Origin of the sequence: Methylobacterium aquaticum (genome assembly GCF_016804325.1) — a bacterium.
GTDB lineage: Bacteria > Pseudomonadota > Alphaproteobacteria > Rhizobiales > Beijerinckiaceae > Methylobacterium > Methylobacterium aquaticum_C.
Genome location: NZ_CP043627.1, coordinates 4,246,786 through 4,267,500 on the forward strand (window position 1 = coordinate 4,246,786; position 20,715 = coordinate 4,267,500).

Consider the following 20,715-nt stretch of genomic DNA (forward strand, 5'->3'; position numbering starts at 1 on the left):
CGCCTCCCCAAGCCGCCCCGATCCGCTATGTAGAGGGAATGACGCACGATCCGAACGGCGCCCCGCCCGGCGGGGTCCTCGAACGACTGACCGCGGCTCTGGGCGCCGAGGAGAACCGGCGCGGCCCGCCGCCGGTCGACCGCTGGAACCCGGATTATTGCGGCGATATCCCGATGCGGATCGCCGCCGACGGGACCTGGCACTACAACGGCAGCCCGATCACCCGGCCGGCCCTGGTCAGGCTGTTCTCGACGATCCTGCGCTGCGACCCCGACGGGCGCACGGTGCTGGTCACGCCGGTGGAGCGGGTCGGGATCGAGGTCGAGGACGCGGCCTTCCTGGCGGTCGAGATGGCGGTCGAGGGCGAGGGCGATGCCCGCGCCATCGCCTTCCGCACCAACCTCGACGACGTGGTGCCCCTCGACGAGGCCCACCCGTTGCGGGTCGAGCGCGACCCGGAGGGCGGGTTCAAGCCCTACATCGCCGTGCGCCACGGCCTCTGGGCCCGCCTGACCCGGGCGCTCGCCTACGACCTCGTGGACTTGTGCGAGGAGCGCGAGGACGAGGGCGAGACTTGGTTCGGGCTCGCCGCCGGCGGGCGCTTCCACCGCATCGCCCGATCGACCGACCTCACGGCGGCCGGGCCGTCGTGACCGGTCTTCCCGTGCCGCAAGCCCCGGATTCGCAAGCCCCGGATTCGCAAGTCCTGGATTCGCAAGTCCTGGACAGGTCGGCCCTCGACGCCTTCCTGGCCCGCGCCCGCGACCGCCTGCGGCCCGAGCCGCCGGGCCCGCACGACGACACCTCGAACCCGAGGGGCGACCACGATCTCGAGCCCGACGTGCTGGAGGCCGCCCTGTCGCGTCCGCCGCGCCTCGCCGCCGTGCTGGTGCCGGTAATCCCGCGGGACGACGGCGTCTCGGTGCTGTTCACCCTGCGCTCGGCGCATCTGCGCGACCATTCGGGCCAGATCGCCTTCCCGGGCGGCAAGATCGATCCGGCCGATCCTTCCGCCCTCGCGGCGGCCCTGCGGGAGGCGCAGGAAGAGATCGGTCTCGATCCGGCGGCGGTGACGCCGCTCGGCTACCTCGATCCGTACCTGTCGGGCACCGGCTTCCTGGTGACCCCGGTGGTCGGGCTGGTGGCGCCAGACGCGCCCTTGCGCCTCAACCCGCAGGAGGTGGCCGAGGCGTTCGAGGTGCCGCTCGACTTCCTGATGGACGTCGCCAACCACGCCCTGCACAGCCGGGAATGGCGCGGGCGCCAGCGGCGCTACTACGCGATCCCCTTCGGCGAGCGTTACATCTGGGGGGTGACCGCCGGCATCGTGCGCAACCTCTACGACCGGCTCCGCGACGCGGACGCGTGAAGACACCGAGTCAGGACCCATGGCCCGCGCGCTGATCGACGACATCCTGCTGTTCCTGCTCCCCTTCGCGGCCTTCGGGGTGTGGCTGGTCCTGCGCCAGCGCAGCCCGCTGCGCTGGATCCACTGGAGCGACCAGGCCGCGCGGCTCGCCATCGCGGGGGCCGCCCTGGTCATCCTCTCCTTCGTGGTGATGGCGGTGACCGCCGAACGCCACCGCGACGGCTTCGTGCCGACCCATATCGAGAACGGCCGGGTGGTGCCGGGGCAGTTCCGGTGAGTTCGTCTCTCGACGAGCGCTCGTTACGCGAGGTGCTGGCGCGGCCGCGCCTCGCCCGCGTGCTCGCCGCCCTCGACGCACCGGGCGAGGAGACCCGCCTCGTCGGCGGCGCGGTGCGCGACGCGCTGCTCGGCCGCCCGGTCGCCGATATCGACCTCGCCACCACGCTCCTGCCCGAGGCGGTGGTGGCGCGCGCCGTTGCCGCCGGCCTCAAGCCGGTGCCGACCGGCATCGCCCACGGCACCGTGACGGTGGTGGCGGAGGGCGAGCCGTTCGAGGTCACGACCCTGCGCGAGGATATCGAGACCGACGGGCGCCACGCCGTGGTGCGCTTCGGCCGCGACTTTTCCCGTGATGCCGCCCGGCGCGACTTCACCGTCAACGCCCTCTCGGTCACGCCCGATGCCTGCATCCACGACACGGTCGGCGGCCTCGCCGACCTGGCGGCGGCCCGGGTGCGCTTCATCGGCGAGGCGCGCCAGCGCATCCGCGAGGATTACCTGCGGGTCCTGCGGTTCTTCCGCTTCCACGCCCGCTACGGCGCCGGCGCCCCCGATCCGGAAGGGCTCGCCGCGTCGATCGAGGCCCGGGACGGGCTGGCGCTCCTCTCCCGCGAGCGCGTGCGGGGGGAGCTCCTGAAGCTCCTCGTCGCCCCCGGCGCCGCCGCCGTCGTCGCAATCCTGTCCGAGACGGGCCTGCTGCAACGCCTGATCGGCGGCGTCGGCGATCTCGGCCGGCTCGCCCGCCTCGCCGCCGCAGAAGCCGAGCCGGATGCCGTGCGCCGCCTCGCGGCACTCGCGGTGCGCTCGCAGGCCGATGCCGAGCGCCTGCGGGAGGGTTTGCGCCTGTCGAAGGCCGAGCATGCGGGCCTCGCCGCTTACGCCGGGGCCGAGGCCGCCCTGCACGGGGCGCTCGCCCCCCTGACGGTCGCGGATGTGCGGCGCCTCGTGGCGGTGCACGGGGCGGGGGCGGCGGCGGATGCCGTCCTGGTGCTGAGGGGCGAGCCGCGGCCGGTGCTGACGCCGGAGGCCGCCGAGGCGCTCGCCCGCTTCGGCACCGCGGCCGAGCCGGTGCCGGTCCTGCCGGTCACCGGCGCCGCGCTCGTGGCGGCCGGCGCCCCGCCCGGCCGCGGCCTCGGCCTCGGCCTCGCGGCGGCGCGCCGGGCCTGGCTCGCGGAAGGCTGCCCCACGGACGGCGCCGCCAAGGCGCGGCTGCGCGCCCTGGCGCTCGAGGCCGCCGGGGGAACACGCGAAGAGGCCGGTCGTTCGCCCCGTTCCAAGAGCTGACATCCCCGGGCTCGCCCGGAGGGAGGACGGGAATGGCGCGGATCGCGATGATGATCGGGGCGGCCGCCGTGATGGCCGGGGCGATGGCCCTGTCCACCCTGGCGGACGGACTGCGCGAGGCCGGCCGGGGGCAGCAGGCCAAGCCTACCTGAGGGACCAAGCCCACCTGAGGGACCAAGCCCACCTGAGGGACCAAGCCCACCTGAGGGACTTCGATCCCGGGACGGGCCCGCAAGATCGCCGCCCCGGGTCTCCCTCGGGGGATCGGTTTGCCGCCGGATGGGTTATGGTGGCTGGCTGCCGCGGGCCCGCTTCGTGCCTCGCCCCACCCGCGCGAGGCGCCGTCCGGCGCCGCCCGATGGAGACCGACGATCGATGCTGCCCCTGCTCCGCACCGCCCTGGCCGCCGCCCTCGTCCTCGGTGCCGCGCGGCCCGGCAGCGCGCACGAGCTGTGGCTGACGCTCAGCACCGTCGAGCCGGCGCCGCAGGTCCGGGTCAATTACGGCCACGCCTCGAAGCGCCAATCCCCGCGGGCGCCCCAGCTCGTCCAGCTGGTGGCCCTGACGCAGGATGGCGGCAGCACGGATCTGCGCGGGGGCCTCAAGCCCGCCCCGCCGGACGTCCCTCCCGCCCTGCTGGCGCCGCTCGGGACGAAGCCGGGCCGTACGCTCGTCGCGGCGACCTACGATTCCGGCTACTGGACCACGCTTCGCGACGGCACCCGCCTGAATGCCAGCCGGCGCCTGGTGCCGGAGGCCCGCGAGGGCCGCTGGTCGGTGAAATACGCCAAGGCCGCCTTCGGCCCCGGCGCGCCGTGGCTGCGGGTGGTCGGCCACACCCTGGAGATCGTGCCGATCGAGATCCCGGGGCCGACCGCGGGGGCGATCCGGGTCCGGGTGCTGTTCCGCGGCGCGCCCCTGCCCGGCGCCGACCTCTATTACGGCGAGAGCGGCATGGAGCCGGAGCGGGCCGGCCTGCCGGCCTACACCACCGATCCGGAGGGCATCGCCACGGTGCCGATCCGCAAGGCCGGCAGCCAGGTGCTCACGGTCAGCCAGACGGTGAGCCCGTCGGCCACCCCGACGCTCGCCGACGAGGACGTCTACACCGCGACCTTCGCGTTCCGGCTCGACGAGCCGTCGGTCAACTGAGCGGGCGTTACGTCGCGACGCCGACCGGGGCGATCGGCGCGAACACGCAATCCTCCGCGCTGCCATCCTCGTGCACCAGCATCGCGAAGGTGCCGGGCGCCGACAGGGTCGTCATGTGGGCGTGCCAGGCGCCGCTGCGATAGACGATTCCCGTATCCCCCGGCACCCGGAAGGCGCGCAAGCCCGCCTCGTCCGGCCGCCCGCCGGCATCGGGCGCCACCACCACCAGGTACGCGCCGACGGCGAGCGGCAGGAAGGCCTGCGCCGAATGCGGGTGCCGTTCGAGCCGCCCCAGGGGCGTCGTGTCGGCGAAGGGCTCGCTGCGGATCAATGCGAGGTTGAGGGATGCGCCCGGGCGCCCGTTCTCGATCCCGGCCGCCCGGTCCTGCCGCGGCCCGGCCGCCGGGCCGACCAGCAGGGTGCCGTAGGGAGCGAAGGCCTCGGCGGTGATCGGCTCGATCGGAAGGGTGCGCATCTCGGATCCTCTCAGCGGTGATCCTCGCGTATCAGGTCCGCCCCCTTCTCGGCGATCATCATCACGGCGGCCTGGGTGTTGGCCGAGACCTCGGTCGGCATCACGCTGGCGTCGATCACCCGCAGGCCCTGAAGGCCGCGCACCCGCAGGCGCTCGTCCACCACCGCCTCCGGGCCCTGGCCCATGCTGCACGTCCCGACCGGGTGGTAGATGGTCTGGCCGTCGCGGCGGGCGAAATCGAGCCATTCGTCGTCGGTCTGCACGCCCGGACCGGGATTGAGCTCGTGGGCGCGATAAGCGTCCATCGCGGGCTGCGCGATCACCCGGCGGGCGATGCGCATGCCCTCGATCAGCGCCTCCTGGTCGCCGCGCACGCTCAGGAAGTTCGGGCGGATCGCCGGGGGGCGCATCGGATCGGCCGAGACCGCGTGGATGGTGCCGCGGGATTCGGGGCGCAGCTGCGTCACGCCGATGGTCATGCCGGGCTCGCGGTCGAGGGTGCGGTCGGCGGCGTTGGCGTAGCTCGCATGCATGAAGAAGTACTGCACGTCGGGCCCGGCGAGGTCCGGCCGCGTGCGCACGAAGCCGTGGGCGAGGCCGGTGCCGAGGGTCAGGATGCCCCTGCGGGTCAGGGCATATTGCCCGACCGCGAGGGCGAGGCGCCAGCCGCGGGTCGCCTCGTTGAGGGTCACCGGCAGCTTGACGCGCCAGTTCATCCGGGTGGCGTAGTGATCGCGGTAGTTCTCGCCGACCCCCGGCAGGGCGTGGCGGACCCGGATTCCTGCCCGCGCCAGCACGTCGGGCCGGCCGATGCCGGAGAGTTCGAGGAGGTGCGGCGACTGCACGGCGCCCGCCGCCAGGATCACCTCGCCCCTCGCGCTCACCTGCTCCTCGCGCCCGTCCCGGCGATAGGTGACGCCGGTCACGCGGGTGCCGTCGAGATCGAGGCGCAGGACGTGGGCGTTGGTGCGCACGATCAGGTTCGGGCGCGTGCGGGCCGGCTGCAGGTAGGCGTCCCGGGCGCTCCAGCGCCGGCCGTCGCGCTGGTTGGCCTGGTAGGTGCCGAAACCCTCCTGCGAGGCGCCGTTATAATCCGGGTTCTCGGGGTAGCCGGCCTCGGTCCCGGCGCGGATGAAGGCGTCGGCCAGCGGATTCTTCACCCCGACCCGGGTGACGTGGAGCGGACCGCCCCGGCCGCGCAAAGCGGGATCGCCGCCCTCGAAATGCTCGAGCTTGCGGAAATACGGCAGCACGTCGTCCCAGGCCCAGCCGCGGTTGCCGCTCTGGGCCCAGGTGTCGAAGTCCTGCGGCTGGCCGCGCACGAAGATCATGCCGTTGATCAGCGTCGAGCCGCCCAGCCCCTTGCCGCGGGGCACCACGATGGCGCGCTCGTGGGTGTTCGGCTCCGGCTCGGTGGAGAAGCGCCAGTTGAAGGCGGCGCCGGTGAGGAGCCTTGGAAATCCCGCCGGGATGCCGACCCAGAAGCCGGTGCCTTCCCCGCCTGCCTCCAACAGCAGCACGCGGGTGCGCGGGTCCTCGCTCAGGCGGGCGGCCAGCACGCAGCCCGCCGTGCCCCCGCCGACGATGACGACGTCGAACGCGTCCATGGTCCTCCCTCCGTGGTTGTTAGTTCTTATCGTCGTGGCCCGCCCTGAACCCTCCCCCCACGGAACTCGGTCTTGCCCGAGTTCCGCACCCACTTGCCCAAGTCGGGCATGCCCGACTTGGGACGGGGGAGGGGGCCCGGCGGAGCCGGGCGGGAGAGGGGACGCCGCTTCCGAAAATGCCTCGACCGTCGTGACGGGCACCACCCGGATCGGCGTCACGGTTCCCTCTCCCGCTCCGCTCGGTGGGGTTATCCTCCCCCGCAAAGGGCGGAGGGCTCAACCCGCCCGCGTCTCTTCATCTCGCGCCAGCACCTTGCCCGGATTCAGGATCCCCTCCGGATCGAGCGCCGCCTTGATCCGCCGCGCCAGCGCCATCTCGTCGGGATGCCGGTGGCGGGCGAGTTCGGCGACGCGATACTGGCCGATGCCGTGCTCGGCCGAGATGCTGCCGCTGTAGCGGTCCACCACCCCGTGAACGAGGGCGTTGATCGCCTCGGACGAGTGCTCCGGCCCGATCAGGACGTTGTAGTGGATGTTGCCGTCGCCCATGTGGCCGAAGGCGTTGACGCGGGTGCCGGGGGCGCCCGCCGCCAGCACCCGGCCGGCCTCGTCGAGGAAGGCGGGGATCGCGGTGATCGGCACCGAGACGTCGTGCTTCACGCTCTTGCCCTCGCGGGCCTCGCACTCGGTCACGTGCTCGCGCAGCGCCCACAGCTCGGCGGCCTGGCGGCCGGATTCGGCCAGCACCCCGTCGGTGGCGTCCTCGCGCTCCAGCGCCGTGCCGAGCACCCCCTCCATCGCCTCGCGGAGCCCCGAGAGCGACGAGGCCGCCTCGATCAGCACGCTCCAGCCCGCCTGCCCGACCGGGCTCTTCAAGCCCGCATGCCTCTCCACCAGGCCCAGCGAGGTGCCGGAGATCAGCTCGAAGGCCTGGATGCTGTCGCCGATCTCCTCCTGCGCCAGGGTGAACAGGCGGAGCGCCGCCGCCGGATCGGGCACGGCCAGCAACGCCGTCGCGCCGTGGCGCGGCCTGGGTACCAGGCGCAGCACGGCGGCCGTGACGATGCCGAGGGTGCCCTCGGTGCCGATGAAGAGCTGCTTCCAGTCGTAGCCGGCATTGTCCTTGCGCAGCGCCCGCAAGCCGTCGACGACGGTGCCGTCGGCGAGCACCACTTCGAGGCCGAGGACGAGGCCGCGGGTCATGCCGTAGCGCACCACGTTGATCCCGCCGGCATTGGTCGCGATCACGCCGCCGACCAGCGCCGAGCCCTCCGCCGCGAAGCTCACCGGCAGGAGCCGCCCGGCGGCCTCGGCGGCATCCTGCGCGACCTTCAGGACGCAGCCGGCCTCGGCGGTCAGCGTCAGGCCGACGGGATCGATCCCGCGGATCGTGGTCATGCGGGCGAGCGACAGCACCACCTGCGTGGCGGAACCGTCCGGCACCGCGCCGCCGGCCAGCCCGGTATTGCCGCCCTGCGGCACCAGGGTGGCGCCGGCCTCGGCGCAGAGCCGCACCACCTCGGCCACCTCGGCGGTGGAGGACGGGCGCACCACGCAGGCCGGCCGGCCCGGGAAGAGCCGCCGCCAGTCGATCGCGAACGGGGCCATGTCGGCCTCGTCGGTGAGGAGGCCGGCCGGGCCGAGGCGCGCGCCGAGGCGCCGGATCAGGTCGTCGTACTGGGGCTGGTGGGCCGGAAGGGTCATCGGCGTCCTCCGGAGGGTCGCGCGGGCGGGATCGGGAATCGCGCCGGCCTCGCCCGGATGGAAGCCGGGGTCAAGCCCGCGCGGACGTGACCCCGGCGCGCGCGCCGGAAGCGGCGCGCCCCCGTGCCGCGCTCCATGGGAAGGACCATTTCACCCGGGCCGGCCGGATGGGAGCCGTCATTCGAGTTTTCGGCGGCGGCGCGCCTTTGGCAGCGGGAAGTACTTGCAATATATTGAAATGTATATAAAACCCGCATGACGCTCGAATGGAGATGACGATGCCCGAACGGCGCGTGATTCTCATCCTGCCGACGCAGGAGGCGCTGCACGATTCGGCCATGATGAGGCTGAATGGTGGCAGCGGAATCCAGCGGCGGCTCACCGGATTGCCAGTCCGAGCAGACATAGACACAAGCTTTTCTGCCGTTCCGCTCGGGGATAGTCAGTCGGGCTCGCCCGTCTCGGTGTCGTCACCCGCCGCCGCCTCGCACTACGCCGTCCGGGCGACGATCGACGCCGCGGCCGAGCCGGCGGCGCTGACGACGGAGGGCGCGGCGATCTTCTCCGATCCGCCGATCGCGCATTTCACGGCGCGGGCCGGTGTCCCCGGCGGCACGCGCCACGAGGTGGAGCTGCGCCTCGGCGTGTCCGGGCTCGCCGCGCGCCGGCTCGACGGCGCCGGCGTGGCGATCGCGGTGGTGGATCGCGGCATCAACCTGGCGCACCTGGCGGCGCGGGACGTGCGGGCCTCGCTCGACCCCTCGGTGACCTGGCCGCCGCGTCCGGTGGAGCCCGGCCACCATCCGGTCGGCTCCGGCACGCTGTGCGCGCACAATGCCCTGATCGCCGCCCCGCGGGCGACGCTCCTCGACCTGCCGATCCTGCCGGCGACCGGGATCGGCCTCCTCAGCGACGCGCTCCAGGCCTATGCCCACCTGCTCGCGGCGGTGCGGGCCGACACGCCGCGCTTCAAGGCGCTCGTCGTCACCAATTCCTGGGGCCTCGGCCACGAGGGCTGGGATTTCCCGGCCGGGCATCCCGGCCGCTACGTCGACAATCCGGCCCACCCCTTCAACCGGATCGTCGGGACGCTGTCGCGCTACGGCGTCGACATCCTGTTCGCGGCCGGCAACGATGGGCAAGACGGCTCCGGCGCCCGCCGCCGGGTCCCCATCATGGGGGCGAACGCCCATCCGGACGTCATCACGGTGACCGGCGCGACCCTGCGGGGCCGGCGGAGCGAATGCGCCTCGGAGGGGCCCGGCATTCCCGGCATGGTCTACGCCAAGCCCGACCTCGCGGGTTACACCGACTTCCTCGGCTCGGAAGCGGGCGGGCCGGGTGAGATCGATGCCGGAACCGCCGCCGCCTGCCCGGTCGCCGCGGGCTGCGTCGCCGCGCTCCGGACCCGGCTGCCGCACCGGCTCCTCCCCCCGCGCGACCTCACCGTCGCGCTCCGGACCGACGCGCTCCGCCGCGGCCCGTCGAGCTGGCACCCCGGCCTCGGCTACGGGGTGATCGCGCCCCTGCGCACCGCCATGCGCCTGGGGCTGTGAGCCGGATCACGGCCGCATGTGCAGGAAATCCGCCATCAGGACGAGCTGACCCTCCAGCATCGGCAGGCCCGGATGGGTGCGGCAGCCCCGCGCCGCCGCAGCGTGGAGCAGCGGAGTCTCGGCCGGCTGCATGATGATCTCGGCCACCAGCTGGTCCGGGCCGAGCCCGGCCGGATCGAGGGGCAGGGCGTCGTCGGGCCGCAGGCCCAGCGAGGTGGCGTTGACCACGAGGTCGTGCCCCGCCGGATCCGGGCCGCCGAGGGCGAGATCCAGGTCGGGGACGAGCCGGCGCAGGCGCGAGAACAGGTCCTCCACCCGCGCGGGCGTGCGGTTGTACACCGTGAGGCGGCTCGCCCCGGCCTCGACGAGCGCGAAGGCGATGGCGTTTGCCGCCCCGCCGGCGCCTGCGAGGTAGACGCTGCGGCCGCGCGGCTCGTGGCCCGCCGCCCGCAACCCCGCGACGAAGCCGGCCCCGTCGAGGATCTCGCCGACGAGGCGGCCGTCGGGCTCGCGCCGCACGGCGTTGACGGCGCCGACGAGGCGCGCCGCGTCGCTGACCGAATCGAGGAGCGGCACGATCGCGGTCTTGTGCGGCACGGTGACGATCGCGCCGCCGAAGCTCCGCACCGCCCGCAGCCCCGCCAGCACCGTCGCGAGATCGGCGGCCGCGACGTGGAGCGGCACCATCACCCCGTCGACCCCGCGCTCGGCCATGATGCGGTTGAGCCCCTGCGGCGCCTTCACCTGGGTGATCGGGTCGGCGAGGATCGCGAAGACGCGGGTGCGGCCGGTGATGTCTGTCATGGCGTGGTCTCTCCTCCGGAGCGCGCGGTGCGGATCGTTCGCTCCGGCGCGCGAACGGGACCGATTCGCAGGCTTAGCCCTGACCCCGGCGGCCGGGAAGTCACTCCGCCTCCCCGTCGATGATCCGCCCGATGGCGTCGAGAAGCGAGGTATCCTCGCCGGCCATCCTGTCCATCCCGGCCATGCGGGCGATCACCGTGGCGGCCACCCGCTCCTCCACGGTGTCCTCGGCATAGGCGAACAGGATCGCGGCGCGCTCGCCGTCGCGGTGGCAGCGGCCTTCGATCTGGCTCAGCTGGATCGCGCTGTGGCGCATGTCGTGGACGATCAGGCTGCGCGGGCGCTCGCCGCCGGGCAGCTCGTTGCGGTGGAGCGAGATCGATTCGGTGACGGTGAACACCACCGCGTCGAGCTCGCCGCGCTGGAAGGCGATCCGCACCGCCTCGTTGGTCTCCGGCGTTTGCGTGCCGTCGATGGTGCCGGCGCGCCAGCCGCGGCCGGCCAGCCCGGCGGCGAGCGCCGCGCCGGTCTCCAGGAACGCCACCGAGACCGCCACCTGCTCGCCGGATTGCAGAAGATCCTCGGCGAGGTCGAGCGTGCCGGCCACCCGGATCAGGCTCGCCTTCTGGCGGAAGCGCAGGTCGGCGGCCCAGCCGGCGGCGCGCCGGTTCGAGCCCCCGGCGAGACCCCATTCGCGGCGGAACTCGCGCCAAGTCGCGTCGTAGAGGCGCTTGGCCGCCGCATCGAGGGCGGTGGGGGCGAGATCGCGCTGCACCTCGGGCCAGCCGGCGATGTCGGCCGGCCGCCGCCGGAGGCCGATCGCCTCCGGGCCGCGATAGAGCAGGCCGGCCATCGTCTCCAGGTCGCGGGCATTCGGCTCCCACGACCAGTTCTGCCAGCGCCCCTTGGCCCGGCCGATCTTCAGGTGCTGCATCAGGGCGCGGAAATCGGCCAGGGTCGCGACCGGCCGGCCGGCGGCGTGGCCGAGCAGGGCGCCGAGATAGGACAATTCGTGCGGCGCCTGGCCGGCGGTGGCGCTGGCATAGACCGTGAAGGCGGCGGCCTCGGCCATCCGCCGGCAGGCCTGGCCCTGCTGCGAGTTCGGGTTGCGCAGGCGGTGGGCCTCGTCGAACACTACGATCGGCCAGACGCGTTTGGGCTGGCCGAGCTTGGCGAGCTCGTTGTTCTTCGCCCGCACCGAGCGGCGGGCGCTGGCAGCGGGAAGCGCCAGCAGGGACTTGGTGCGCTCGTAGTTCGTGAGCGTCACGTCCTTCTCGGCGAGCCCCGAATCCCGGATCGTGCGCCGCCATTGCGGCATCGCCCCCTTCGGGCAGACGATCAGCACGGCGCGTTCCGGCATCGCCGCCACCGCGCCCCAGACCGACAGCGTCTTGCCGAGCCCGGTCATGTCGCCGAGCAGGAAGCCCGGCCGCCCCTCCGCCCGCGCGGCCAGGATGGCGCGGGTCGCCTCGACCTGATGCGGGCGGGGGATCAGGCGGGACGGAGCGGGGAGGGAGGACATCGCCTCCCTATGCCGGGGGGTGGGGCAGGGCTCAAGGGCGCGACCGCTCGAACCCTGCCGCGGACGGAGGAGGGAACGGGCCGCACGGTCATCCGGCGTCGACCGCGGCGCGACACGGGTCCCTCAGGCCGGCGGCCCGAGCGGGGCGCAGCGGAAGGCGCCGTAGCCGCCTTGCGCCAGGCGCTCGGCGAGCGCCGGCAGGACGGTGTCGGCCTCCTCGCGCAGGGTCCAGGGCGGGTTGACCACGATGAGCCCGCTGCCGCTCAGGCGCGTCGGGTCGGGCCGGTGAATCAGGAGGTCGAGGCGCAGGGCGGGCCGGGGGAGGACGGCGTCGAGGACCGCAGCCAGCCGATCGATGACCTTGGCGTCCTTGATCGGGTACCAGGCGAGGTAGGTGCCGGTCGCCCATTTCTCCACCGCCTTGAGCAATTCGCGGCCCAGCCGCTCGATCTCGCCCGGCACCTCGTAGGGCGGGTCGATCAGCACCACGCCGCGGCGCTCCTTCGGGGGGATCAGGGCGGGGAGCGCCGTCCAGCCGTCGAGGGCCAGCACCTTGGTACGGGAATCCTGGTTGTAGCGGGCATGCAGCACCGCGCCGTCGGCCGGGTGCAGCTCGACGAACACGCCCTGGTCGCCGGGGCGCAGGAACTCGCGGATCAGGGCCGGCGATCCCGGATAGACCGTGGCGCCGTGGCGCGCCCGCACCGACGCCACCGCCGCGCGGTAGGGGGCGAGCAGCACCTCCACATCCTCGGCGAAGGGCGCGTCGAGCCGGCCGATGCCGTCGTGCCACTCGCCGGTGCGGCCGGCCTCGTCGGCGGTCAGGTCGTAGAAGCCGAGGCCGGCATGGGTGTCGATCGCCCGGAACGGCGTCGCCTTGCGCTGGAGATGCGCCAGCACCCGGGTCAGCACCCAGTGCTTGAGCACGTCGGCGTGGTTGCCGGCGTGGAAGGCGTGGCGGTAATTCACGGGTCGTACGGTCCTCGTTTCGCCTCAGGGCCCCGCATCGGGAGGCCGTCGGCCGGTCCCGGTCTTACGGCATCGTGGACCGTCGCGACATCCCGCCCGCGATCACGGGAGGGGCCGGCTTTCGCCGGCCCCTCCGGCGGCCGCTCACCCGATCGCCAGCGCCACGCTCCCGAGTCCCGGGAACTCCGCCACCATCCGGGTCGGCGCCGTCACGAAGTCCGTTCCCGTGCAGGAGCCGGTGGTGACGACCTGCCCGGCCTTGATCCCGCCGAGCGAGCGCGCGCCCTCGTTGGCGAGCCAGACCAGCAGGCGCACCGGGTCGACCGCCGAATTGCCGCCGACCTTATCGTGGAGGACGTGTCCGTCGATGGTCAGGCGCACGGCTTGGGTCACCGGGTCGAGGTGGCGCCACTCCGCCAGGCCGGGCCCGAGCACCAGGACGCCGTGGTTCTGCTGGTCGGCGCGCTGGCTGTGGGCGTCGACCGCGCCGAAGACCGTGAAGCGGGTATCGGCGATCTCGATCGCCGGATGCATGGTCTCCACCGCCGCCAGCACCGCCTCGCGGTCGTAGGGCCCGGCCTCCGGGGGAAGGTCGCGGCCGAAGCGGTAGGCGATCTCCGCCTCCGCCCCGATCAGGTGGAACAGCGAGGCCGGCAGGTGGTCGGCCTCGAAGATGGTGTCGGCGTGGAGCGCGGCCCGGGCCGGAGCGGCGGTGGCGCCCGGCGCCCCCACCTTCCAGCCGGCCACCGGGCCAAGGTGCGGGCGACCGCGTCCTGCACCGCGTAGGCCTCCGCCTCGCTGCCCGGCCGGGCGCCCTCGGGCAGGGCGTCGAGGCGGGTGCCCGAGCGGCGGGCGTCGAGGAGCGCCGCGGCGGCGGCGGCGGCGTCGATGCTGAAGGGCCGGGATTGTTGGGCCATGGTCACCTCAATAGCCGAGCGCGCTGCCGTCCTTGCGCGGGTCGGAGCCCGCGGCCAGCACCCCGCGCTCCCGGTCGATCCAGATGATCTGGCCGCCGCCGATCGGGCCGGAGGCCGGGATGGTGCGGTGGCCGCGGGCCTCGAGCCCGGCGACGACGCCCTCCCCGAAGCCCGGCTCCATCTCGACCCCGCCGCCATAGGCGAAGCTGCGCGGGGCATCGAGCGCCTCCTGCACGTCGAGGCCGCGGTCGATGATGCCGGTCAGCAGCTCGACGTGGCCCATCGCCTGGTAATGCCCGCCCATCACGCCGAACGGCGCCACCGTCTCGCCGTCCCGCATCAGCATGCCGGGGATGATGGTGTGCATCGGCCGCTTCCTCGGCCCGATCGTGTTCGGGTGGCCGGGATCGATGCGGAAGGACAGGCCGCGATTGTGCAGCAGCACCCCGCTCTCGGGCGCGGTGATGCCGCTGCCGAAGCCCTGGAAGATCGAGTTGATCAGCGAGAGCGCGTTGCCGTCGCGGTCGACGACGCTGAGGTACACCGTGTCCTTGTGGAGCAGTTCGGGCCAGATCACCGGCTCCTGCGCGCGCGCCATGTCGATGGCGCCGTGCGCGCTCGCCCGCCAGGCCTCGGAGAGCAGGTGCTCCACCGGCACCCGGTTGAGGACCGGATCGGCGAAGAGCGCGTCGCGGTGGTGATAGGCCTGCTTGCAGGCCTCCGCGAAGAGGTGGACCCGATCCAATTCTGAGAGCGCCGCGATGTCGTAATGCGACAGCACGTTGAGCATCATCAGCACCGCGAGGCCCTGGCCGCTCGGCGGGCACTCGTAGACGTCGTAGCCGCGGTAGCGGGTGGTCACCGGGGTCACGACCTCCGGTGCCGCCGAGGCGAAGTCGTCGAGCGTGTGCAACCCGCCGAGATCGCGCAGCCGGGTCACCATGTCCTCGGCCACCGGCCCCTCGTAGAAGCCGCGCGGGCCCTCGGCCGCGATGCGCTTCAGCGTGGCGGCGAGCTTCGGGTGCCGCATGATCGTGCCGACGGCCGGCGCCTGCCCGTCGATCAGGTAGGTCGCGGCCGAGGCCGGGTCGCCGGCGACCCGCTCGACGCTGCGCGACCAGTCGAGGGCGACGCGGGGCTGCACCGGGTAGCCGTCCTCCGCGTAGCGGATCGCCGGTTGCAAGAGTTCGCCGAGGCTGCGGGTGCCGTGATCCTCGAGAAGCTTGGCCCAGGCGGCGACCGCGCCCGGCACCGTGACGGCGTGGGGCGAGGTCGGGGTCAGGGTGATGCCCCGCTCTAGGAACCAGGCATCATGCGCCGCTGCCGGGCTGCGGCCCGAGCCGTTCAGCGCGATCGGCGCCGTGGCGCCCTTCGGCGCGTAGAGGGCGAAGCAGTCGCCGCCGATGCCGGTCATCAGCGGATCGACCACGCATTGCACCGCCACCGCGGCGATGCCGGCATCGACCGCGTTGCCGCCTGCGCGCAGCACCTCGATGGCGGCCAGCGTCGAGAGCGGATGCGACGTCGCGACGGCGGCGTTGGCGGCGTAGACGGGCGAGCGCCCGGGCCTCGAGAAATCCCTCACCGTGACGTTTCCTCGTGTGGTCGATCGGGACGATCGACGGAACTGATGGTTTCAGCGTCGTTCCGGGGCCGTCGGGCCGGCCCGGCTCGATGCACACGCTTCATCCTACCCACGACCTCATCCTGAGGTGTTAGTCGATCACAGATCGACTGACCTCGAAGGAGGGCTCCAGCGATCGCCAGGGTTCTGGAGCCCTCCTTCGAGGCCGCTGCGCGGCACCTCAGGATGAGGTCGTGGGTAGGAGACGCGTAGGCACCCAGCCAGGTCGGCGCCGCTGGCGCGGCCCCGGAACAACGAAGCGGGTATGAAATCGCGCATCGGCTCGATCAAGCACTTACGCATCCGCCGCCTGCGCCACCCAATGCCCGGGCCGACCTCCGCCAGCGCCCCGGCCTCCGGAATGTCGACGGGAGGCGCCTCGCGCATCGCCCGCAGGCGCGCCCGCTCGACGGCCGGATCCGGCACCGGCACCGCGCCGAGGAGCGCCCGCGTGTAGGGATGGCGCGGATCCTCGTACAGGCTGTCGCTGTCGGCGAGTTCGACGATCCGGCCGCGCCGCAAGACCGCGACCCGGTGGCAGAGGTAGCGCACCATCCTGAGGTCGTGGGAGATGAAGAGGTACGACAGGCCCAGCTCCTCCTGCAGGTCCTGCAGCAGGTTGACCACCTGGGCCTGGATCGACACGTCGAGGGCCGCGATCGGCTCGTCGGCGACGATGAAGCTGGGCTTCAAGGCGATCGCCCGGGCGATGCAGAGCCGCTGGCGCTGGCCGCCGGAGAACTGGTGCGGGTAGCGCCCGGCAAAGAGCGGATCGAGCCCGACCCGCTGAAACAGGACGGCCACCGCGTCGCGGCGTTCCGCAGCCCCCATCTCCGGCCGGTGCAGCCGGAACGGCTCGGCGACGTAGGCGCCCGCGCTCATCCGCGGATTGAGGGCGGCATAGGGGTCCTGGAAGATCACCTGGATGCGCCGGCGCATCCGCCGCATCTCGCCGGCCGAAAGACTTGCCAGGTCGACGCCCTCGAAGGCCACGGTGCCGGCGCTCGGCGGGTTCAGCATCGTCACCGCCCGGCCGATCGTCGACTTGCCCGAACCCGATTCGCCGACGAGGCCGAGCGTCTCGCCGGGCGCGATGTCGAAGCTCACCCCCTCGACCGCGCGGAAGACCGAAGCCGAGCCGCCGAAGAATTGGCCGCCCCACCAGTGGCGCAAAGGGTAGTGCTTGCTCAGGTTCCGCACCGCGAGCAGCGGCTCGGGCTTGACCGGCCTCATCGCCCGGCCTCCAGCCGCGCCGGCAGGTCGTACCAGGCGGCCGCGAGATGCCCCGGCACGCTGCCCTGAACTTGCGCCAGCGGCGGCGCCTCCGTCCGGCAGCGCGGCGTGGCGTAGGGGTTGCGGGGTGCGAAGGGATCGCCCGGCGGGGGACGACGCATGTCGGGCGGGCTGCCCTCGATCTGGCGCAGGCGCTGCCGCCCGGCCCGGCCGCGGCTCAGATCCGGCAGCGAGCGCAGGAGTCCCAGCGTGTAGGCGTTGCGCGGATCGGAAAACACCGCGTCGACCGGCCCGCGCTCGACGACGGCTCCGGCATACATCACCTGCACGGTGTCGGCGATGCCCGCGACCACGCCGAGATCGTGGGTGATCCAGACGATCGCCATGCCGATCTCGCGTTTCAGCTCCTGCACCAGGGCGACGATCTCGGCCTGTACGGTGACGTCGAGGGCGGTGGTCGCCTCGTCGGCGATCAGGAGCTTCGGCCGGCAGGCGAGCCCGATCGCGATCATCACCCGCTGGCGCTGGCCGCCGGAGAATTCGTGCGGATACTGGTCGAGGCGCCGGCCCGCATCCGGGATGCGCACGAGGTCGAGGAGGTCGCGCGCCCGCGCCCGGGCGCTGCCTCCATCGAGCCCGCGATGCAGCCGCAACGGCTCGGCGATCTGCGCGCCCACCGTCATCGCCGGGTTGAGCGAGCTCATCGGGTCCTGGAACACCATGCCGATCTCGGACCCGCGCACCCGGCGCAGAAGCCGCTCCGGCATCGCCAGGAGGTCGCGGCCCCCGAACAGCACCTGCCCACCCGTGATCCGGCCCGGCGGGCGCGGCACGAGACCCAGCATGGCGAGAACGTGGACGCTCTTGCCCGAGCCCGATTCGCCGACGATCCCGAGGGTCTCGCCCTCGCGCAACGTGTAGCTCACGCCGTTGACGGCCTGCACCGTGCCGCCATCGGTGTCGAAGGCGACGGCGAGGTCGCGGACATCCAGCAGGGGAGGGGAGGTGGTCATCGCCGCTCCCGCGGGTCGAGGGCGTCGCGCAAGCCGTCGCCCAGCAGGTTGAAGGCGAGCACCGCGACGAAGATCGACACCCCGGGCCAGATCGCCATCCAGGGCGCCTGGTCGAGGAAGTTCTTGGCGGTGTTGAGCATCGAGCCCCAGGACGGTTCGGGCGGCTGCTGGCCCAACCCTAAGAACGACAGGCTCGCCTCGGCGATGATCGCCGCCGCGATGGTGAGGGTGGCCTGGACCAGGATCGCCGGCACGATGTTGGGCAGGATGTGGTGGAGCGCGATCCGCCAGGGCGGGTTGCCGATGGCGCGGGCCGCCTCGACGAACTCTTCCGCCGCCACCGCCTGCACCTGGGCGCGGGTGAGCCGCACGAAGATCGAGGTCGCCGAGAGCCCGATCGCCACCATGGCGTTGGTGAGGCTGGGCCCGAGGAAGGCCGCGAGCGCGATGGCGAGGATCAGGAACGGGATGGCGAGCAGCGCATCGGTCAGGCGCATGATCGCGCCGTCGACGAGTCCCCCGGCATAGCCCGCCAGCATGCCGAGCGGCAGACCGAGCGCCACGGCCAGCGCTACGGAGGTCAGGCCGGCCCCCAGCGAGGCCCGGGCGCCGAAGACGATGCGCGAGAGCACGTCGCGCCCGACCTCGTCGGTGCCGAAGAGGTGGGCGAGATCGGGCGCGGCCCGCACGGCAGCCCAGTCGGTCGCGGTGGGATCGTAGGGCGCGATCCACTCGGCGCCGAGCGCCAGCACCGCGAGCAGCACCACCACGACGAGCCCGGCGAGCGCCCCGCGCCGCCGACTGAGGCGGCGCCAGAAGGCACGCAGCACCCCCGGCTCCGGCGGCAGGGCGATCACCGGGGCGGCGACCTCGGCCGGGGTGGAGAGACCGGCCTCGCTCATGCGCGCCGGAGCTTCGGGTTGACCAGCGCCGAGGCAAGGTCGGCCGCGAGGTTGAGCAGGATGTAGGTCGTGGCGGTGCAGATCACGACGCCCTGCACGGTGGCGAAGTCGCGGTTGAACACGGCATCCACCATCAGCTTGCCGAAGCCGGGTACGGAGAAGACTTGCTCGGTCAGCACCGCGCCGGAGAGGAGCTGGCCGAATTCGAGGGCGCCGAGCGTGATGATCGGGATCGCGGCGTTGGGAAGCGCATGGCGCAGGACTACCCGGGCGGTCGGCACGCCCTTGGCTCGCGCGGTGCGGACGTAGTCGGATTGCAGCACGCCCAGCATGGCGGCGCGGGTGTGGCGCATCATCACCGCCGCGATGGCGTTGCCGAGGACGAAGGCCGGCATCGCCATCGAGCGCAGGTTTTCGGAGAGACTCTCGCCCGGCGGGACGTAGCCGGAGGCCGGCAGCCAGCCGAGATGCACCGAGAACAGCAGGATCATCAGGATGCCGAGCCAGAAATTCGGCACCGACAGGCCCCAGAGCGCGACCCCGTTGGCGAGCCCGTCGATCCAGGTCCCGGGCCGGACCGCCGAGAGGATCCCCATCGGCACGCCGATGACGAGGGCCACCAGCATCGCCAGGCAGGCGAGTTCGAGCGTCACCGGCAGCTTCTCGCGGATCAGCTCGATCACCGGCTTCTGCAGCCGGATCGATTCGCCGAGATCGCCCTGCAGCACGCCGGTCGCCCAGTAGCCGTAGCGGACCGGCAACGACCGATCGAGGTGGTACTTGGCGCGGATGAAGGCGATCACCTCAGGGTCGCGCTCCTCGCCCGAGAGCGCGGTGGCGGTGTCGCCCGGTAGCAATTGCTGCAGGGTGAAGATGATCATCGAGGCGAGCACCAGGGTCGGGACTGCAAGCGCCAGGCGACGCGCGAGAAACCGCAGCATCAGTCGAGCTTCAGGCCGGTGAAGCGCACGAGCCCGTCCGGATACTCGCCGAAGCCGGTGAGCTTCTGCGAGTAGGCCCAGAGCAGCCGGCGGTGGAACAGGTAGACCAGCGGCTTGTCGGTGAGCACCCGGTCGGCGAGGCGCTTCCACGCCGCCTTGCGGGCCGCCGGATCGGTGGTCAGCCGCTCGGCGTTCATCGCCGAATCGGCCTCCTGGTTGCAGTACCGCGAGTAGTTCAGCGGCATCTTGCAGGCGAGGAAGCTGTAGGTGTTGCCGTCCGGGTCGGGCCGGCCGCTCCAGTTGTAGAGATAGGCCTCGAAACCGCCCTTGTCGGCCTGGTCGAGGGAGGTGGTGAAGTCGGTCGCCTGCAGCTTCACGTCGAAGCCGGCCTCGCGCGTCATGGCCTGCATCACCTGGCCGACCTGGGGCGCGTCGGTGTTGGCATAGACCATCAGGGTGATCGAGGGCTTCTCGATCCCCGCTTCCTTCAGGAGCGCCTTGGCCTTCGCGACGTCGCGCTTGGGCACCGGATACTCGGTGACGTAATTCGGGTTCTTCGGCGAGACCCATTGGTTCCCGGCCAGGTACTCGCCGTTATAGACCACCTGGGTGATCGCGTTGCGGTCGATGGCCGCCTCGAAGGCGGCGCGCACCCGCGGATCGGCCACCGGCGATCCCTCCCGGGCGGTGTTGAACACCACGCCGGAGAAGCCGAGCTCGTAGGCCTGGCCCACCTTCAGCTTCGGGTCGCGCTTCACCTGCGCCAGATCGGTGGGAGCCACGCGCTCGATCAGGTCGAGCTGGCCGGCCCGGAGGTTCGTCAGCCGCACCGTGGTGTCGGGGATCGGCCGGAACTCGATCCGCCTGATCTGGATCGCGTCCTTGTTCCAGTAATCGTCGAACTTCTCGACGACGATGCGGTCCTGCGGCACCCGCTCGACGAACTTGTACGGCCCGGCGCAGACCGGCGCGGTGGCGAATTTGTCGCCCAGCCGCTCAGCGGCCTTGGGCGAGACGATCATGCCGGCGCGATCGGTGAACTGCGCCAGCAACGGCGCGAAGGGCGTCTTCAGGGTGATCCTGACCGTCACTTCGTCGACCGCCTCGACCGTGTCGATCGGCGCGATCTCGCCGCGGCGCTGCGAGCCCGGCAGCTTCAGGTGGCGCTCCAGCGAGTACTTCACCGCAGCGGCGTTCATCGGCTCGCCGTCGTGGAAGCGCACGCCCGGACGAAGCGTGAGCGTCAGGGTCTTCTGGTCGTCCGACCACGTCCAGCCGGTCGCGAGCTGCGGCACCGGCTTCAGGTCGGGCCCGATATCGACCAGCTTGTCGCAGAGCGCCGCGAACACCATCCGGCCGGCGAA

At 72.7% G+C, this 20,715-nt stretch carries 19 protein-coding genes (1 of these 19 only partly in view); 6 read left to right on the plus strand and 13 right to left on the minus strand.

What is annotated here, in order from left to right; all coding sequences use genetic code 11:
* Window positions 1-38 precede the first annotated feature (38 nt).
* The 5 genes from F1D61_RS19360 (at window position 39) to F1D61_RS19380 (ending at window position 4,084) form a co-directional block, all read left to right on the plus strand.
* The gene (locus tag F1D61_RS19360; protein WP_203153288.1) at window positions 39-653 is read left to right on the plus strand and encodes a DUF1285 domain-containing protein; all 615 of its coding nucleotides are present in this window, start codon (window positions 39-41) and stop codon (window positions 651-653) included.
* Window positions 654-706: 53 nt separating this feature from the next.
* On the plus strand, window positions 707-1,369 hold the full coding sequence (locus F1D61_RS19365; RefSeq protein WP_246775983.1) for a CoA pyrophosphatase: 663 nt from the start codon (window positions 707-709) through the stop codon (window positions 1,367-1,369).
* Window positions 1,370-1,388: 19 nt separating this feature from the next.
* On the plus strand, window positions 1,389-1,646 hold the full coding sequence (locus tag F1D61_RS19370) for a DUF6111 family protein (RefSeq protein WP_203153292.1): 258 nt from the start codon (window positions 1,389-1,391) through the stop codon (window positions 1,644-1,646).
* Window positions 1,643-2,932, plus strand: a complete 1,290-nt coding sequence (locus F1D61_RS19375; protein WP_203153294.1) for a CCA tRNA nucleotidyltransferase — start codon at window positions 1,643-1,645, stop codon at window positions 2,930-2,932. The genes F1D61_RS19370 and F1D61_RS19375 overlap by 4 nt, the downstream gene beginning before the upstream one ends.
* Window positions 2,933-3,307: 375 nt before the next feature.
* On the plus strand, window positions 3,308-4,084 hold the full coding sequence (locus F1D61_RS19380) for a DUF4198 domain-containing protein (RefSeq protein ID WP_203153296.1): 777 nt from the start codon (window positions 3,308-3,310) through the stop codon (window positions 4,082-4,084).
* A gap of 7 nt (window positions 4,085-4,091) precedes the next feature.
* Here the strand turns inward: F1D61_RS19380 and F1D61_RS19385 are convergent, their stop codons facing one another.
* From F1D61_RS19385 to F1D61_RS19395, 3 genes are all read right to left on the minus strand, one after another.
* On the minus strand, window positions 4,092-4,559 hold the full coding sequence (locus F1D61_RS19385) for an ureidoglycolate lyase (RefSeq protein WP_203153304.1): 468 nt from the start codon (window positions 4,557-4,559) through the stop codon (window positions 4,092-4,094).
* Window positions 4,560-4,570: 11 nt separating this feature from the next.
* On the minus strand, window positions 4,571-6,166 hold the full coding sequence (locus F1D61_RS19390) for a GMC family oxidoreductase (protein ID WP_203153306.1): 1,596 nt from the start codon (window positions 6,164-6,166) through the stop codon (window positions 4,571-4,573).
* 276 nt (window positions 6,167-6,442) lie between these two features.
* Window positions 6,443-7,870 (minus strand): FAD-binding oxidoreductase, encoded by a 1,428-nt coding sequence (locus F1D61_RS19395; RefSeq protein WP_203153307.1) that lies wholly within the window; start codon window positions 7,868-7,870, stop codon window positions 6,443-6,445.
* Window positions 7,871-8,334: 464 nt separating this feature from the next.
* On the opposite strand from F1D61_RS19395, the gene F1D61_RS19400 reads away from it, so the two are divergent.
* On the plus strand, window positions 8,335-9,426 hold the full coding sequence (locus F1D61_RS19400) for a S8/S53 family peptidase (RefSeq protein ID WP_203153309.1): 1,092 nt from the start codon (window positions 8,335-8,337) through the stop codon (window positions 9,424-9,426).
* Window positions 9,427-9,432: 6 nt separating this feature from the next.
* On the opposite strand, the gene F1D61_RS19405 is transcribed toward F1D61_RS19400, so the two are convergent.
* The 10 genes from F1D61_RS19405 to F1D61_RS19450 form a co-directional block, all read right to left on the minus strand.
* The gene (locus tag F1D61_RS19405; protein ID WP_203153311.1) at window positions 9,433-10,230 is read right to left on the minus strand and encodes a shikimate dehydrogenase family protein; all 798 of its coding nucleotides are present in this window, start codon (window positions 10,228-10,230) and stop codon (window positions 9,433-9,435) included.
* A 100-nt stretch (window positions 10,231-10,330) separates the two neighbouring features.
* Window positions 10,331-11,752 (minus strand): SNF2-related protein, encoded by a 1,422-nt coding sequence (locus tag F1D61_RS19410; RefSeq protein ID WP_203153313.1) that lies wholly within the window; start codon window positions 11,750-11,752, stop codon window positions 10,331-10,333.
* Window positions 11,753-11,875: 123 nt separating this feature from the next.
* The gene (locus F1D61_RS19415) at window positions 11,876-12,721 is read right to left on the minus strand and encodes a 23S rRNA (adenine(2030)-N(6))-methyltransferase RlmJ (RefSeq protein WP_203153314.1); all 846 of its coding nucleotides are present in this window, start codon (window positions 12,719-12,721) and stop codon (window positions 11,876-11,878) included.
* 144 nt (window positions 12,722-12,865) lie between these two features.
* Window positions 12,866-13,468, minus strand: a complete 603-nt coding sequence (locus F1D61_RS19420) for a fumarylacetoacetate hydrolase family protein (protein ID WP_203153315.1) — start codon at window positions 13,466-13,468, stop codon at window positions 12,866-12,868.
* Window positions 13,469-13,645: 177 nt separating this feature from the next.
* The gene (locus F1D61_RS19425; RefSeq protein WP_203153316.1) at window positions 13,646-15,223 is read right to left on the minus strand and encodes a gamma-glutamyltransferase family protein; all 1,578 of its coding nucleotides are present in this window, start codon (window positions 15,221-15,223) and stop codon (window positions 13,646-13,648) included.
* Between the two features lie 138 nt (window positions 15,224-15,361).
* Window positions 15,362-16,495: an ABC transporter ATP-binding protein gene (locus F1D61_RS19430; RefSeq protein WP_246775414.1), complete on the minus strand. Its 1,134-nt coding sequence runs from the start codon at window positions 16,493-16,495 to the stop codon at window positions 15,362-15,364.
* Window positions 16,492-17,508, minus strand: coding sequence for an ABC transporter ATP-binding protein (locus tag F1D61_RS19435; RefSeq protein WP_203153317.1), 1,017 nt, complete (start codon window positions 17,506-17,508; stop codon window positions 16,492-16,494). The genes F1D61_RS19430 and F1D61_RS19435 overlap by 4 nt, the downstream gene beginning before the upstream one ends.
* Window positions 17,505-18,410, minus strand: a complete 906-nt coding sequence (locus F1D61_RS19440; RefSeq protein WP_203153318.1) for an ABC transporter permease — start codon at window positions 18,408-18,410, stop codon at window positions 17,505-17,507. The genes F1D61_RS19435 and F1D61_RS19440 overlap by 4 nt, the downstream gene beginning before the upstream one ends.
* Window positions 18,407-19,351: an ABC transporter permease gene (locus tag F1D61_RS19445; protein ID WP_203153319.1), complete on the minus strand. Its 945-nt coding sequence runs from the start codon at window positions 19,349-19,351 to the stop codon at window positions 18,407-18,409. Before F1D61_RS19445 ends, F1D61_RS19440 begins: the two co-directional genes overlap by 4 nt.
* On the minus strand, window positions 19,351-20,715 hold the 3' portion of the coding sequence (locus tag F1D61_RS19450) for an ABC transporter substrate-binding protein (protein ID WP_203153321.1). 138 nt of this gene lie beyond the right edge of the window; 1,365 of the gene's 1,503 nt are visible here — the last part of the coding sequence; the start codon falls outside the window, past its right edge; it ends in the stop codon at window positions 19,351-19,353. The genes F1D61_RS19445 and F1D61_RS19450 overlap by 1 nt, the downstream gene beginning before the upstream one ends.